Source organism: Paludibacillus litoralis (assembly GCF_037646705.1).
Lineage (GTDB): Bacteria > Pseudomonadota > Alphaproteobacteria > Rhodobacterales > Rhodobacteraceae > Pikeienuella > Pikeienuella litoralis.
Genome location: NZ_JBBHER010000007.1, coordinates 316804 through 332342 on the forward strand (window position 1 = coordinate 316804; position 15539 = coordinate 332342).

Below are 15539 nucleotides of genomic sequence, written 5' to 3' on the forward strand. Positions count from 1 at the left end.
CGGATGATCGGCCCGCTCAGCCCTCCATCGCCTCCAACTCGTCGATCATCCCCGAGATGACGCCGAGCCCCCGGCTCCAGAACGCGGGATCGGAGGCGTCGAGGCCGAAGGGCGCGAGAAGCGCCTTGTGATGCTTCGCGCCGCCGGCGGACAGCATGTCGAAATATTTCTGCTGGAATCCCTCCGGCGCCTCTTCGTAGACGGCGTAGAGCGCGTTCACCAGCCCGTCGCCGAAGGCGTAGGCGTAGACGTAGAACGGCGAATGGATGAAGTGCGGAATATAGGTCCAGTAGGTCTCGTAGCCCTCGGCGAATTCGAAGACCGGGCCGAGGCTTTCACGCTGAACCGCCATCCAGATCTCGCAGAGCCGCTCCCGCGTCAACTCGCCCTCGCGGCGGGCGGCGTGGACCCGAAGCTCGAATTCGTAGAACGCGATCTGGCGGACCACGGTGTTGATCATGTCCTCGACCTTGCTGGCGAGGAGCGCGCGGCGCTTTTCCGGGCCGGCCGCGGCCAGAAGCCGCTTGAAGGTCAGCATCTCGCCGAAGACGGAGGCGGTCTCGGCCAGGGTCAGGGGAGTCTGCGAGAGAAGCTCGCCCTGCTTGGCGGCCAGCACCTGATGGACGCCGTGGCCAAGCTCATGCGCCAGGGTCATCACGTCCCGCGTCTTGCCGAGATAATTCAGCATCACATAGGGATGGACCTCCGGCACCGTCGGGTGGGCGAAGGCGCCGGGGGCCTTGCCGGGCTTGACCGCGGCGTCGATCCAGCCCTTCTCGAAGAAGGGCGCGGCGATCTCCGCCATTTTCGGGGCGAAGCCGGCATAGGCGGCGAGCACGGTCTCCTTCGCCTCCTCCCAGCCGATCTTCCTGTCGTCGGCCTCGGGGAGCGGGGCGTTCCGGTCCCAGTGCTGGAGCTTGTCGAGGCCGAGCCATTTCGCCTTCAGCGCGTAATAGCGATGGCTGATCGAGGGATAGGCGGCGGTGACGGCGGCGCGAAGCGCGTCGACCACCTCCGGCTCGACATGGTTGGCGAGGTGGCGCGAGTATTCCGGGGTCGGCAGCTTGCGCCAGCGATCCTCGATCTCCTTCTCCTTGGTCAGCGTATTGGTGATCCGGGCGAAGAGGCCGATATTGCTGCGAAAGACCTTGGAGAGCGCGGCGGCGCCGGCCGCCCGGCGCTCGCGTTCGGGGTCCGAGAGCAGGTTGAGGGTGGCTTCGAGATTCAGCGTCTCGCCGTCGACATCGAATTCGAGCGCGGCCATGGTCTCGTCGAACAGCCTGTTCCAGGCGGAGGCGCCGACGACGCTCATGTCGTGCTGATAGGTCTCCAGCTCATCCGAAAGCTGGTGCGGGCGGAAGGCGCGCAGCCGCTCCAGCCAGGGCCGGTAGCGGGCGAAGGCCGGGCTCTCGGCCAGTTTGGCCTCCAGCGCGGCGTCATCGATGCGGTTCAGCTCCAGCGTGAAGAAGACCAGCGGGTTGGAGAGTTCGGTCAGCTTCGCTTCGCTGTCGGCGTAGAACGTGCCCCGCGCCTCGTCGGCGGTGTTCTGCTGATAGAGGAGGCCGGCGTAGGACATGATCCGGCCGGCCTTCGACTGGATCACCTCGTAGCGCCGGAGGATCGCCGCCAGCTCATCGCCGCTCATCGCCGCCATTCGGCCTTTCGCGGCGGCCTCGAACGCGGGGATCTCGGTGGCGAGCCAGTCGAAATCCGCCTTCAGCGCCGGGCTCTCCATGCCGGGATAAAGATCGTCGAGGCGCCATTCGGGAAGATCGCCGAGGGGCGCGCCGCCGGAAGGTTCGCCGGAATCCGCGACGAGGGGCCGGAAATCCCGGTTCGATGAAGCTGCGCGCATGGTCTGTCCTTCGGGTCTCATTGTCGTTTCAGGGGATAGCCGAGCCGGGCGGGCGGTGAAAGCCCGCGCTCAGAGCGTGATGCCGCCCTCGGGGACCGGAGGGGGCGCCGGCGCGTCGCGGAGCGGCGGCGCGTCCGGTTTGCGCCTGATGATGATGTCGCCGTTCGGCAGCATCTCGGGCGCGGCGTAGGCGTCGAGATTGTCGATCAGCGCGCCGAGACGGTCCGCGAGCGGCGCCATCCTCTCAGCGAAGCGGCGGAGCGTCTCCTGGGCGAGGTCGCCAAGGTCGCGAAGCTCCTGCTCGTCGAGGAAAAGCGCGCCGCCGTCCTCGTTCCGCGCGCCGCCATCCGCGAGAGGGGCGGCGCCGGGCGCTGCGGCGAGGATGAGCGCAAGGGCGTATGCGGGCGCGTATTTCATCCCTCAAGAGATAGGCGCCGAGGTGGGGAATGTCATCGGGCCGCGGCGGTCGGGCGGCGGGAAAACGAAAAACCGCCCCGCATTTCTGCGGGGCGGTTCCTGTTTCGTCGCAGGCGTCCTTTCAAGGACGACTCAGTTGCCGATCGTGATCTCGACGCGGCGGTTGCGCGGCTCACGGACGCCGTCGCCCGTCTGGACGGCCGGCTCGGATTCGCCGCGCGCGGCGCGCGTGACGCCACCCTGCGGGATGCCGGCGCTGGCCAGGGCCTGAGCGACGGTGTTAACGCGGCGCTGCGAGAGGCCGACGTTGTAGGACGCCGGGCCCGACGTGTCGGTGTGGCCGACGAGCGAGACGATCGGGTTTGCGACACCGCTCAGCGCGGCGACGACGTCCGAGACGACGCCCTGTGCGGCGGCGGTCAGGTTCGAGCGGTCGAAGCCGAAGTAGACGATGTAGTTCGCCGGCGAGACGCCGATGCACGCCGCGTAGGCGGAGTCGAATTTCGCCTTCACTTCGTCGGCGTCAAGGCAGCCGCCCGGGGCCTGATACTGCGCCTCGAGCCACTGATCCCAGAGCGCCTGAGCTTCGGCGCAAGCGGCGGGATTGGTCGCCGAATTCGCGGCGATGTTGGCCGAAACCTCGGAATGCATCGCGGCCGCTTCGCCGCCGATGCCGAGCGCGCTCGGATCCCAGGGCGTCACGCCGCCGGCCGCGGCCGCGTTCGAGCGGTCCATGTAGCCGGCCGCATCCATCCAGTTCACTTCCTGGGATGCGTTGTAAGCCGCGAGGCTCTGGTACTGCTTCGCAAGTTCGGCGTTGAAGTCGCCGCCCGGCATATCCTGCGCCAGGAAATCTTCCGCGCCGAACGTCCCGCCGAGATTGGCTCCGGGAATGTTGGTGCACCCGGCGGCGACAAGCGCAAAGCCCGCCAGGACTGTATGGGAAATCTTCATCATCCCTCTCTCCGTCTCGTTAACGGGCCGCGTTATGTGGCGCGCCCAATTTGACAACCCTCGTTAAGCTGACACCAGCTCGACCGCGTTTTGGCACGTCGACCGCGCAAAAACAACAATCGAAGCACGATAAAAGCTTCCGATGAGACAAGATCGCAACTCCGTATCCATTTGGCAACAATGGAGTGACGGCCGGCGCGGCGAAGGGAGAAAACGTGATGGCGCGCGCCGGAATCGGCTGAATTTATCACGAGGGTTTGTCACAAATCGAGGGAGAAAGCGCCCGCAGCGCCGCGCGGAACGAATCGGGAAGCGGAGTCGGCTTGCGGGTCTTGGCGTCGACATAGACGTGGACGTAGCGGCAGAGGGCGGCCGGCGTCTCCGCCCCGGCTCGAAAGAGCGCAAGGCCATAGACGACGCTGCTGGTCCCGACGCGGAGGGTCGAAAGACCGACCTCCAGATCGTCGGGAAAGCCGATGCTGGAGAGATACCGGCAGGAGGTCTCCGCGACGAGACCGACGACAGGCCCGTGCGGCACATCGAGCGCGCCGCTCCGGATCAGCCAGCGGTTGACGACGGTGTCGAAATACTCGCTGTAGACCACGTTGTTCATGTGGCCGTAGACGTCGTTGTCGTTCCAGCGCGTGGACATCGCCTGCATCACCGGAAAAGCATGGCGCGCGGGCTCGGGATATGTCTCCATATTCTTCTCCATCTGCTCTCATGTTGCGCGCCGCGGCCGGGGCGCCTATGCGGGTGGGGCGTTCGCGGGGCGGCGTGAAACGGAGAGGGCATGAAGGGGCGGAATTTGACACGGATCAAGGGCGCGCTTTTCGACAAGGACGGGACGCTGATCGACTTCACCGCCACTTGGCGCGGGCTGGTTGAGGGCATGATCGCCACCTGCGCGGGGGAGGACGCGGCGCTGGCGGCGGATCTGGGCGCGGCGATCGGGTTCGATCCGGCGACCGGGCTCTTTCTGCCGGGCTCTCCCGTCGTCGCCGGCAGCACGGGCGAGGTCGCCGCGCTGATGGCGGCGCTTCTGCCGGGGACGCATGCGGACGAGATCGAGCGGGAGGCGAACCGCCGGGCCGCCGCCGCCGCCGGGGTCTCGCCGACGCCGGGGCTGATGGCGGCGCTTGCGCGGCTCGCCGAAATGGGGCTGACGCTTGGCGTCGCGACGCATGATTCGGAGGCGGCGGCGCACGCCCATACGCGGGCGCTCGGCCTCGACGGGCGATTCGCGTTCATCGCCGGCTATGACAGCGGCTGCGGGCTGAAGCCGGGGCCGGGGATGGTGCGGGCGTTCTGCCGCGCGACCGGGCTCTCGCCATCCGACGTGGTCATGGTGGGGGACAGCGTCCACGATCTCGGGGCGGGGCGCGCGGCGGGCGCGGCCGCCGCCATCGGGGTGCTCACCGGGCCGGCGCCGGAGGCGGAGCTGGCGCCCTTTGCGGACGCGATCCTCGATGCGGTCGCGGATCTGCCCGATTTCCTGATCCGCCAGTTTCCTGCGGGCGCTCCGGGCTGAAACGGCCGGCGGCGCGCCCGCGCGTCGCTCAGCGCGTCTCGCCGTCGCCTGCGGCCTCATCTTCCTCCGCGTCCGTCTCGGGCGCATTCTTCGGCAGATTGAAGAGGCTGTCCGCGTCGACATGGGCGTTCTTGTTCTCTTCGCCGCCGAGGATCGAGAAATTGTCGAGCCCGCCGAAGCTCTTTTGCGGCCGCTGCGGCTCGACATGCGCGTGCAGGCTGGCCTCCGTCGACATCAGCGCCTTTTTCTCCTCGTCGCTCATCGCGTCGCCTTCCAGCTTCGCCTTGCGCGCGGCGGCGCGGCTGACCGCCGCGTCCAGCTCCACCTGCTTGCAGAGACCGAGGGCGACCGGATCGACCGGGCGGATGTTCGGCATGTTCCAGTGGCTCTTGTCGCGGACGGAGAGGATGGTGGGCTTGGTGGTGCCGACCAGCTTCGCGATCTGGCTGTCCGCCAGTTCGGGGTGGTAGCGCACCAGCCAGGCGATGGCGGCCGGGCGATCCTGCCGTTTGGAGAGCGGCGTGTAGCGCGGCGCCTTGCGCTTCTGCTCCGGAGCGAGCTTCTTCTTGTGGAGCTTGAGGCGCGCCTTCGGATCCGCTTCGCAGCGCGCGATCTCCTCGCGGGTCAGCTGGCCGCCGGCCACCGGATCGAGCCCCTTGATGCCGATCGCCACCTCGCCATCGGCGATGCCGCCGATCTCGAGCTCGTGCATGCCGGTGAATTCTGCGATCTGAGCGAAGCTGAGGGCGGTGTTGTCCACCAGCCAGACGGCGGTGGCCTTCGGCAACAGCGGCAGGTCGTTCATTGCGGGCTCCTCAAATACAAATCTTTCACGCGGTGCGAAGACCGGCGCCTGAGCGTTTTACGGTGTTCGGAGGAAAGTCTGTCGTTATATAGGCGATCAACCGCCACAGTTAAAGACGTTTTCGACATGCGCATTCCTTACTGTCTCCGCCTCCGGCTCGCTCTCGCTCTCGCGCTTCTCGCGGTCGGGGCCCTGATCGCGTGGGGCGCATCCGCCGACGGGCCCCGGGAGGACGGCCGGGCGGGCGCGTTCGACTATTACGTTCTCGCGCTGTCGTGGAACGCGTCCTGGTGCGCGCGCGAAGGAGACGCGCGGGATGCGGAGCAGTGCGATCCGAAACATGATTTCGGCTTCACGCTTCATGGGCTCTGGCCGCAAAACGAGGCTGGCTGGCCGGAATATTGCAGGACGCGGGCGCAGGATCCCGCGCGGCGCGAGAGCGACGCGATGGCGGACATCATGGGCTCGGGCGGGCTCGCCTGGCATCAGTGGAAGAAGCATGGGCGCTGTTCGGGCCTTTCGGGGCCGGCGTATTACGCGCTGTCGCGGCGCGCCTATGAAAGCGTCGCGCGGCCGGAGATCTTCCGGCGCCTGCCGCGCGACATGGCGCTGACGCCCGCTGTCGTCGAGGCCGCGTTCCTGGAGGCGAATCCGGACATGACGCCGGACGGCGTCACGATCACGTGCCAGGACGGCTATGTGCAGGAGGCGCGAATCTGCCTCGCCAAGGACCTGACGCCGCGGGCCTGCGCGCCCGATACGGCGCGCGATTGCCGGGCGCCGAGCGTGAAGATGCCGAAAATGCGCTAGGCGGCGCCAGAAATTGATGTCGAGCGCGGATCGGGGTGGATTGCATTCGCCCGATGGCTCGGGATGATCCTGGATGATGGAAGGAAAGGAGCAGCGGATGACCCAGTCGCCTTATGAGATCGGTCTCGACCGGAGCCCGGCGAATTTCCAACCGCTTTCGCCGCTGTCGTTCCTCGCCCGCGCGGCGGAGGTGAGCCCGGAGCGAATCGCGATCATCCACGGCGCGCTCCGGCGCGATTACGCGGAGTTTTACGCGCGCGCCCGGCGCCTCGGCTCGGCGCTCAAGAGAGCGGGGATCGGCCGCAACGACACGGTCGCCGCGCTGCTGCTGAACACCCCGGCGATGCTGGAGGCGCATTACGGCGCGCCGATGGCCGGGGCGGTGCTGAACGCGATGAACACGCGGCTCGACGCCGCGACCGTCGCCTTCATCCTCGACCATGGAGAGGCGAAGGCGTTCATCGTCGACAGCGAGTTGGCGCCGGTGGCGGCGGAGGCGCTGAAGCTGGCGAAATCGTCGCCGCTCCTGATCGAATACGCGGACCCCGAAAGCGGGGTTCCGCCCGCGCTCGGCGCGACGGATTATGAGGCGTTTCTGGCGGGCGGCGACCCGGAATTCGCCTGGGCCCCGCCCGAGGATGAATGGGACGCGATCTCGCTGAACTACACCTCCGGCACCACGGGCGACCCGAAAGGCGTGGTCTATCATCACCGGGGCGCCGCGCTGCTGGCGCTGAGCAACGCGCTCCACGGCCGGATGGGGGCGGAGAGCGTCTATCTCTGGACGCTGCCGATGTTCCATTGCAACGGCTGGTGCTTCCCCTGGACCGTGTCGGCGGTGATGGGGGCGCATGTCTGCCTCCGCGCGGTGCGGGCCGGGGCGATGTACGCCGCCATCGCGGAGCATGGCGTCACCCATCTTTGCGGCGCGCCGATCGTGATGCAGACGCTTCTCGCCGCGCCGGCGGCGGAGCGGCGGGCGTTCTCGCAGAAGGTCTCCTTCCTCACCGCCGGCGCGCCGCCGCCGGAGACGGTTCTGGCGGCGATGGCGGACGAAGGCTTCGGGGTGACCCATCTCTACGGGCTGACCGAAAGTTACGGCCCCTCCGTCGTCAACGAATGGAAACCGGAATGGGATGCGCTGGCGCCGGCCGCGCGCGCCGCGAAAAAGGCGCGCCAGGGGGTGCGCTGCATCGGGCTCGACGGGCTGACGGTGATGGACCCGGAGACGATGACGGAGGTTCCCGCCGATGGGGAGACCCTCGGCGAGGTGATGATGCGCGGCAATGTCGTGATGAAGGGCTATCTGAAGAACCCCGCCGCGACGGAGGCGGCGCTGGCGGGCGGCTGGTTCCACACCGGCGATCTCGGCGTCCTGCATCCCGACGGATATGTGCAGCTGAAGGACCGGGCGAAGGACATCATCATCTCGGGCGGGGAGAACATCTCCTCGATCGAGGTCGAGGAGGCGATTTTCCACCATCCCGCCGTGGCCGCCTGCGCGGTGGTCGCGCGCCCGGACCCGAAATGGGGCGAGACGCCCTGCGCCTTCGTCGAGCTGAAGCCCGGCGCGTCGGCGACCGAGGCGGAGCTGATCGCCTTCGCCCGCACGCGCCTCGCCGCGTTCAAGGCGCCGAAGACGGTGGTGTTCGAGGAACTGGAGCGAACCTCCACCGGGAAGGTGCGGAAATTCGCGCTGAGAGAGCGGGCGAGAGCGCTTTGAGCGCGGGGGAGTTGATCCGGCGCCCGCCGGTCTCTAGGAGCGGAGATGGATCGCTCGGGAGGAACGGATGAACGGCGCAGAATCACTTGTCAAAACCCTGCTTGGGGCGGGGGTCGATCATTGCTTCGCCAATCCCGGCACCTCGGAGATGCATTTCGTCGCGGCGCTGGACGGCGCGGCGGAGATGCGCTCGGTCCTCGTGCTGCAGGAAAACGTCGCGACCGGCGCGGCGGATGGATTCTGGCGGATGGCGGGGCGCCCCGCCGCGACTCTTCTGCATCTTGGCCCCGGGCTCGCCAACGGGCTCTCCAATCTGCACAACGCGCGGAAGGCGCATTCCGGCGTCGTCAACATCGTCGGCGAGCACGCGATTCCGCATATCGCGCTCGACGCGCCGCTGACCTCGGACATCGAGGGGATCGCGCGCCCGGTCTCGGAATGGGTGCGGACCAGCCGCTCCGCCGCCGATGTGGGCCGCGACGCCGCCGAGGCGGTGGCCGCCGCCAGCGGCGCGCCGGCGAAGGTCGCGACGCTGATTCTGCCGGGGGACACGGCCTGGGATTCGGGCGGGGTCGTGGCGGCGCCGATCAGCCCGGCGGCGCCGAAGGAGATCTCCGGCGCGGCGATCGACGCGGCGGCGGCGGCGCTCCGCCAGCCGGGCGCGCTTCTGCTGCTCGGCCCCGGCGCGCTCGATGAGGCGTCGCTCGTCTCGGCGGGCCGCATCGCCGCCGCGACCGGCTGCGCGCTGCTGACCGAATGGTCGAACGCGCGGCTGGAGCGCGGCGCGGGGCGGGTCTCGGTCGGCCGGGTGCCTTATCCGGTGGACAAGGCGCTGGCGGTGCTCGCGCCCTATTCGCGGATCGTTCTCGCGGGCGCGCGCGCGCCGGTCGCGTTCTTCGCCTATCCCGACAAGCCCGGCGTCCTGACGGCGGAGGGGACCGAGTTCGCGACGTTGGGCGGCCCGGGCGACGATCTTCCCGCCGCGCTGAAGGCGCTGGCGGAGGCGCTGGGCGCCGGGCGCGCCGCGCCATTCGGAGTCGCGGAGGCGATGCGCCCCGCGATCCCTCAAGGGCCGGCGACGGCGGAGAGCATCGCCGCCGTTCTCGGCGCGGTCCTGCCCGAAGGCGCGGTGGTGGTTGACGAGAGCGTCACCGTCGGGCGGAATTTCTTCGGCGCGACGGCGGGCGCGCCGCCGCATTCCTGGCTGAACAACCGCGGCGGCTCGATCGGCTACGGGATGCCGCTCGCCGTCGGCGCGGCGATGGGCGCGCCGGGGCGCAAGGTGGTCGCGCTGGTCGGCGACGGGAGCGCGATGTACACGCCGCAGGCGCTCTGGACCATGGCGCGGGAGGGGCTCGACGTCACCGTCCTGATCTTCGCCAACCGCGATTACGCGATCCTGAAGGGCGAGCTGACCAATGTCGGCGTCGCCAACGCCGGGCCGCGCGCCATGTCCATGCTCACCCTCGATCAGCCGGTGCTGGAATGGACCGCGCTCGCCCGGGGAATGGGCGTGGAGGCGGAGAAGGTCGAGGACGCGCCTTCGCTCGCGGCGGCGCTGAAGGCGGGACTGGACGCCGAAGGACCGTATCTGATCGAGGTGATGATCTGAGGCGCCCAACCTGATGCGCCCCGCCCGCTCCGGCGGGCGCGGGCGGGGCATCGCCGGGCGTGAAAGCGCGGATGCGCCTGCGCCCGAGATTGCCGACGGGAACGGCTTCGCCTATTGCCGTAACCCATGACTCACGAATCCTTGAAGAACCCCGAGGCCGCCGTCGCGGCGCTCCGCCGCCTCTACGAGACGGAGGCGGGGCGCATTCGCGACAGTTTCGCCGCCTTTGCGCGCGGCGAACGGGTGGCCGGGCCGGTTCATGGCTATTACCCGCGCCTCGCGATCAATGTGGAGACGGATCCGCCGATGCCGCCGTCGCAATCCTTCGGGTTTTGCGACGCGCACGGACGATTCGAGACGACGATCACCCGGCCCGATCTGTTCGAGGCCTATCTTCTCAGGCAGTTGAACGAACTGGCGTCGAATCACGGGTGCGGGTTCGAGGTCGGCCTGTCGACGACGAAGATCCCGGTGCATTTCGCATTCCCGGACGGGATCTTCGTCGATGGCGAAATCGGCCCCGAGCGCCTCGCGGAGTTCAGCCGGCTGTTTGATTCGCCCGATCTCCGGACGATGGACGACCAGCATGTGAACGGCGAGATCGATTATATCGGGGCCGCGGTTCGGCCGCTTTCCCTCTTCTCCGCGCCGCGGGTCGACTACTCCCTGCAAAGGCTCAGCCATTACACCGGCACCGGGGCGGAGCATTTCCAGAATTTCGTGCTGTTCACGAACTACCAGTTTTATATCGATGGGTTCCGGAGGCTGGCCGAGGCCAGCATCGCCGATCCGGCGAACGGCTACGATGAATTCGTCGAGCCGCGCTCCTCGGCGCATGCGCCGCAGATGCCGGCCTATCATCTGAAGCGCCCGGACCATCTGGGCGTGACCATGATCAATATCGGCGTCGGCCCGTCGAACGCCAAGACCATGACCGACCATGTCGCGGTGCTCCGGCCTTCGGCCTGGGTCATGCTCGGCCATTGCGCCGGGCTGCGGCGGACGCAGCGGCTCGGCGATTATGTGCTCGCGCATGGCTATGTGCGCGACGATCATGTGCTGGACGCGGATCTGCCGCTCTGGGCGCCGGTTCCGGCGCTGGCGGAGGTGCAGCAATCGCTGGAGGGGGCGGTGGCGGAGGTCGCCGGGGTCTCGATGGCGAATCTGAAGCGGGTGATGCGCACCGGCACCGTCGCCTCGGTCGACAACCGGAACTGGGAGATCCGCCATCAGGCCGAACTGATTCGCCGGTTCAACCAGTCCCGCGCCATCGCGCTGGACATGGAGAGCGCGACGATCGCCGCGAACGGCTTTCGCTTCCGGGTGCCCTACGGCACGCTCCTGGTCGTCTCCGACCGGCCGATGCATGGCGAGTTGAAGCTGCCGGGCATGGCGTCGGACTTTTATCAGAAGCAGGTCGACCGGCATCTCGCGGTCGGCGTGCGGGCGATGGAGATGATGCGGGAGATGCCGTCGGCGCGGCTCCACAGCCGCAAGCTCCGGAGCTTCAACGAAGTGCCGTTCCAATAGGCGGGGCGGGGCGCGATGTCTGACCGCCGGCCGCTGACGCTGCATCTTGGCGCGCACCGAACCGGGAGCACCTCGGCGCAGCGCGCGATCGAGGCCTGGGCGGCGCGCGAGGCCGATATCGCCTTCGCGGGGCCGGACGCCTTCCGGCCGGCGCTGCCGCTGGTCCTCGGCGCGCTTGGCGCGGCGCCGGCGCTCTGGCGGGCGGCGACGCCGCTGCTTCTGGCCATGGCGGCGCCGGCGGTGCGGCGCGTGGTGACGAGCGGCGCCGGCCCGCGTGTGCTTTCGGAAGAATGCATTCTCGGCCCGATGAGCTCCTGCTTGCTCGACCGGCGCGGGGTCTATCCGGGCGCGCCCCGCCGGTTGCGCGCGGTTCGGCGGATGATCGGCCGGCGGCCGGTGCGGCCGGTCCTGACGGTGCGCGCTTACGATGAGTGGTTCGTCAGCATGTATTCATGGACCATGCTGCTCCGGCCGTTGCCGGAGGCGGCGGCGCTGGCCGAGGAATGGGCCGGGCGCGCGCGCGGCTGGCCCGAGGTCGTAAGCGAGATCGTCGAGGTTTTTGGCGGATGCGAGGTGATCGAGTTCGGCGCCGTGCGGCGCGACCCCGGCGCCGTGCTCACGGCGCTGATCGGCGAATCGGGCGCGGAGATTCCGGTCGAGCGGGCCGGCGCCTCTCTTTCCGCGGCCGGATTGGCGGAAGTGGCGGAGCGCCGGCGCGCGGGCGAGGCCGTTGGAATCGCCGATCTCGGTCCGATCCGGGCCCGCCATAGGGGCGGCCCGCCGCTCCAGCCGTTCAGCGCGCCGACGCTGGCGGCGCTGGAGGCGCGCTACCGACGGGATCTCGCCCGGATCGAAGCGAGCGGCGCGACGATGACGCGGGCGCGGCCCGCCGCTTCGGATCACTCCGGCAGCGCCGTGAGCACGTAGAGAAAGGCCGCAAGCTCCGAAATCTGGAACTCGCCGAACGCGGCTTCGATGTCGTCATAGACGGTCTGGTCGAGGTAGATGGCCGAGAGCGCGCGGTCGACCTCCAGCCGCAGCCGGTGCTCGCCCGCCTTCATCGCCAGCGAATAGGGCTCATAGGAGAACTGGTCCGCGATCACCCGGATCGGGATCGCCCGGTCTTCCCGCTTCAATTCGCCGAGTTGATGCAGGATGAGGCCCTGATCGCCGAAATAGACGTCGATCTCGCCGCGGCCGAGCGCCTCCAGCCCGGCGCGGTGCGAGTCGAATTCGAGGACCTTCGAGCCGCCGGCCGCGCCCATATCCTCCGCCATGTCGACGGAGGTGGTGCCGGTGAGCGCGCCGACCGGCTGGCCGGAGAGATCGTCCACGGATTGCACGCCGTCGCGGCGGAGCGCGGCGCCGATGCCGTCCATGAAATAGGGGATCGAGAAATCCAGTGTCTCGCGCCGGGAGAGCGACGAGGTCATCGGCCCGCAGTGAAGGTCGACGAGGCCCTCGCGGAGCGCGGTGAACCGGGTTTCGGAATCCACCGTCACATAGGCGACCTCGAGCGGGCGGCCGAGACGGTCCGCGATCGCGGCGACGACCCGGCGGCAGAGCGCGACGGCGAACCCGGCGGGGGCGCCGGTCTCATCGCGGTAGGAGAACGGGGCGGAGGCGGGCCTGACGCCGAGGCGGATCTCCCCGTTTTCGGCGATGCGGTCCAGAGCGTCCGCGACGGCGGGCGGCGCCGCGAGGAGGACGAGAAGGCAGGCGGCGGCGAGATGGCGCATGGGGCGAGGGTCCCGTTCCAGAAGTGCTCGCATCCAGCATATCGGATTTTCGTTTCGCCGCGGAAAATGGTTTCATGAGGGCTCGCGGCTCGCCGCGGCGACGGGGGGAATGTCCGCCGCCCCCTTCGCGCGCATCTCCCGAACGGTGATATACCAGGCGGAGCTGACGATCACCGCCGCGCCGAAAAGGATGAAGAGGTCCACCGGCTCGCCGAAGGCGACGACGCCGAGGGCGGTCGCCCAGACGATCTGAAGGAAGGTCACCGGCTGGGTCACGGAGATTGGCGCGCATCGGTAGGCGAGGGTCAGCGTGTAGTGCCCTGCGGTGGCGATCGCGGCGGCGAGGGCGAGCCAGCCGACCTCGGCCCAGGTCGGGTCGCGCCAGTCGGACAGCGCGGCGGGCAGGAGCACGAGGGTGCACGCCAGCGAAAGCATGGCCACGATCTCGACCGGGGCCGCGTCCCGGGTCAGGCGTTTGGCGAGGATGAAGGAGGCGGCGAAGAACGGCGTCGCGCAGATCTGCGCGAGCTGGCCGGCGCCGATCTCGTGAAAGCCGGGGCGCAGAATGATCGCGACGCCGATGATCCCCACGATGATGGCCGCGATCCGCCGGGCCTGAAGGCGCTCTCCAAGAAAGATCGCGGCGAGGATCGTGATGAAGATCGGCGTCGCGTAGTTGAGCGCGGTCACTTCGGCGATGGGAATTCTCGCCATGGCGTAGAACCAGAGGATGACGCCGAACCCGTGCAGGAGGCCCCGGCCGCCATAAAGCGCCCAGATCTTCAACGCCGGCGGCCGGCGGATCACGCCGATGAGCGCCGGCGAGACGAAGAGAAGGCCGAACGCGTAGCGGAAGAAGGCCCCCTCGGCCGGCGGCAGGCTCGAACCGAGATGGCGCACGATCCCGGTCATGAGGACGAAAAGCAGCCCGGTGATGAGCGTCCAGCCGATGCCGGCCGCGATGTTTTCGGCGCGCGCAAGCGGAGCGCGGCGCGCTGCAAGCCGGAGCGCCATGTGGTTCCTTCGAAAATTTTCATGGGCAGACTAGCGGCGGCGCGCCCCGGGCGCCATGGTCGGCGCGACATTGGAGGGATGCTTATGACGCATGACTACACCGGGCCCGCGCTGTGCGCGCTGACGGCGACTGAAACGGTGGATCTTCTCGACAAGAAGGAGGTCTCGCCGCTTGAGGTCCTGGACGCGGCGCTGGAGCGGATCGCCGCCGTCGAACCCGCGATCAACGCGATGCCGACGATCTGCGCGGACCGCGCGCGGGAGCGGGCGAAGACCCTGAAGAAGGGCGATGAAGCGGTCTGGCTCGCCGGGCTGCCGATCGCGATCAAGGATCTGATGGCGGTCGAGGGCGTCAGGAGCACCTGGGGGACCAAGGCGCTCGCGGATTTCATCCCCGACGCGAGCGACCCGCTGGTCGAGCGGCTGGAGGCGCGCGGCGGCGTCGTGATCGGCAAGTCGAACACGCCGGAGATGGGCGCCGGCGGCAACACCTTCAACGAGGTGTTCGGCCGGACCCGAAATCCGTGGAACACCGCTCTGAACCCCGCCGGCTCTTCGGGCGGCGCGGCGGCGGCGCTGGCGACGGGGGAGGTCTGGCTCGCGCATGGGTCGGATCTCGGCGGAAGCCTTCGCACGCCCGCCGCCTATTGCGGCGTCGTCGGGCTCCGCCCGTCGCCGGGGCGGGCCGGGGGCGGCGGCGCGACCAACGCTTACAGCCATCTCGGCTCGCAGGGGCCGATGGCGCGGACGGCGGAGGATTGCGCGCTCTTTCTCGACGCGATGACCGGGTTCGAGCGGCGCCAGCCGCTGACCTTCGACGCGCCGGCGGTGAGCTTTCGCGAGGCGCTCCGCCGCTCGGAGCCGCCGAAGCGCGTGGCGTTCGCGCCCGATCTCGGCGGATATGCGCCGGTGGAGGCGGAGGTGCGCGACCTGCTCGCCGCGGCGATGACCCGGCTTCAGGGGCTTGGAACCGACGTCGTCGAAGCGGCGCCGCCGACGGACAAGCTGAACGAAAGCTATCTCACCCTGCGCGCGCAGGCGCACGCGACCGGGCCGATGCAGTATCCCGAGAGCGTGACCCGCCATTACAAGAAGACGCTGCGCGAGAACGCGCAGGTCGGCCTCGCGCTGACGATCCAGCAAATCATCGACGCGGAGCGGAACCGCTCGGCGCTGATGCTGAAGGTGGAGCGTTTTCTGCGCGATTACGACGCCATCGCCTGCCCGGTCGTCGGCATCGCGGCGCAGGCTTCGGAAATCGAGTTTCCGACCTCCGTCGCCGGCGTGCCGACGCCGCATTACATGGACTGGCTGCGCTTCGCCTCCTTCGCGTCGGTGCTTGGCCTGCCGGCGATCTCGGTTCCGATCGGGATCACCGCGAACGGCTCGCCGATGGGGATCCAGTTCATCGGCCAGCCGCGCGGCGAGGCGGGGCTTCTCGCCATCGCGAAGGCGATGGAAAGTGTGACCGAGGGCTTTGGCAAGCCGATCGACCCGGTGACCCCCTCCTGAGGGAGCCGGCGCCCCCCGGCGGCCAGGCGCCGCCGAG

The 15539-nt window shown here is 68.9% G+C and carries 14 protein-coding genes; 7 read left to right on the forward strand and 7 right to left on the reverse strand.

Annotated elements, in window-relative coordinates; translation table 11 throughout:
* Positions 1-16: 16 nt before the first annotated feature.
* The 4 genes from WG921_RS14355 to WG921_RS14370 form a co-directional block, all read right to left on the reverse strand.
* Positions 17-1855, reverse strand: a complete 1839-nt coding sequence (locus tag WG921_RS14355) for a M3 family oligoendopeptidase (RefSeq protein WP_340109930.1) — start codon at positions 1853-1855, stop codon at positions 17-19.
* A 69-nt stretch (positions 1856-1924) separates the two neighbouring features.
* A complete protein-coding gene (locus WG921_RS14360; protein ID WP_340109931.1) occupies positions 1925-2272 on the reverse strand; it encodes a hypothetical protein in 348 nt (115 codons plus the stop codon).
* A gap of 132 nt (positions 2273-2404) precedes the next feature.
* The gene (locus tag WG921_RS14365) at positions 2405-3229 is read right to left on the reverse strand and encodes an OmpA family protein (RefSeq protein WP_340109932.1); all 825 of its coding nucleotides are present in this window, start codon (positions 3227-3229) and stop codon (positions 2405-2407) included.
* A gap of 244 nt (positions 3230-3473) precedes the next feature.
* Positions 3474-3929 carry an acyl-CoA thioesterase gene (locus tag WG921_RS14370; RefSeq protein ID WP_340109933.1) on the reverse strand — a complete coding sequence of 152 codons (456 nt, stop codon included), beginning with the start codon at positions 3927-3929 and terminating at the stop codon, positions 3474-3476.
* Between the two features lie 90 nt (positions 3930-4019).
* Here WG921_RS14370 and WG921_RS14375 point away from each other — a divergent pair, with 90 nt between their 5' ends.
* The gene (locus WG921_RS14375; RefSeq protein WP_340109934.1) at positions 4020-4757 is read left to right on the forward strand and encodes an HAD family hydrolase; all 738 of its coding nucleotides are present in this window, start codon (positions 4020-4022) and stop codon (positions 4755-4757) included.
* Between the two features lie 28 nt (positions 4758-4785).
* Here WG921_RS14375 and WG921_RS14380 read toward each other — a convergent pair whose 3' ends face one another.
* Complete coding sequence (locus WG921_RS14380; protein ID WP_340109935.1) at positions 4786-5562, reverse strand: DUF1013 domain-containing protein; 777 nt, start codon at positions 5560-5562, stop codon at positions 4786-4788.
* A gap of 126 nt (positions 5563-5688) precedes the next feature.
* Here WG921_RS14380 and WG921_RS14385 point away from each other — a divergent pair, with 126 nt between their 5' ends.
* The 5 genes from WG921_RS14385 to WG921_RS14405 all read left to right on the forward strand — a co-directional run bounded on the left by WG921_RS14385 (position 5689) and on the right by WG921_RS14405 (position 12164).
* Positions 5689-6372 carry a ribonuclease T2 gene (locus tag WG921_RS14385; RefSeq protein WP_340109936.1) on the forward strand — a complete coding sequence of 228 codons (684 nt, stop codon included), beginning with the start codon at positions 5689-5691 and terminating at the stop codon, positions 6370-6372.
* Between the two features lie 97 nt (positions 6373-6469).
* Positions 6470-8095 carry an acyl-CoA synthetase gene (locus WG921_RS14390; RefSeq protein WP_340109937.1) on the forward strand — a complete coding sequence of 542 codons (1626 nt, stop codon included), beginning with the start codon at positions 6470-6472 and terminating at the stop codon, positions 8093-8095.
* Between the two features lie 67 nt (positions 8096-8162).
* Complete coding sequence (locus WG921_RS14395; protein WP_340109938.1) at positions 8163-9707, forward strand: acetolactate synthase large subunit; 1545 nt, start codon at positions 8163-8165, stop codon at positions 9705-9707.
* Between the two features lie 126 nt (positions 9708-9833).
* Positions 9834-11237, forward strand: a complete 1404-nt coding sequence (locus WG921_RS14400; protein ID WP_340109939.1) for an AMP nucleosidase — start codon at positions 9834-9836, stop codon at positions 11235-11237.
* 15 nt (positions 11238-11252) lie between these two features.
* A complete protein-coding gene (locus WG921_RS14405; protein WP_340109940.1) occupies positions 11253-12164 on the forward strand; it encodes a hypothetical protein in 912 nt (303 codons plus the stop codon).
* On the opposite strand, the gene WG921_RS14410 is transcribed toward WG921_RS14405, so the two are convergent.
* Both WG921_RS14410 and WG921_RS14415 read right to left on the reverse strand, forming a co-directional pair.
* Complete coding sequence (locus tag WG921_RS14410) at positions 12137-12976, reverse strand: amino acid ABC transporter substrate-binding protein (protein ID WP_340109941.1); 840 nt, start codon at positions 12974-12976, stop codon at positions 12137-12139. The two genes, WG921_RS14405 and WG921_RS14410, sit on opposite strands and share 28 nt — an antisense overlap.
* 72 nt (positions 12977-13048) lie before the next feature.
* Positions 13049-13990 (reverse strand): DMT family transporter, encoded by a 942-nt coding sequence (locus WG921_RS14415; protein WP_340109942.1) that lies wholly within the window; start codon positions 13988-13990, stop codon positions 13049-13051.
* An 84-nt stretch (positions 13991-14074) separates the two neighbouring features.
* Here WG921_RS14415 and WG921_RS14420 point away from each other — a divergent pair, with 84 nt between their 5' ends.
* Complete coding sequence (locus WG921_RS14420) at positions 14075-15502, forward strand: amidase (protein ID WP_340109943.1); 1428 nt, start codon at positions 14075-14077, stop codon at positions 15500-15502.
* Positions 15503-15539: the final 37 nt, after the last annotated feature.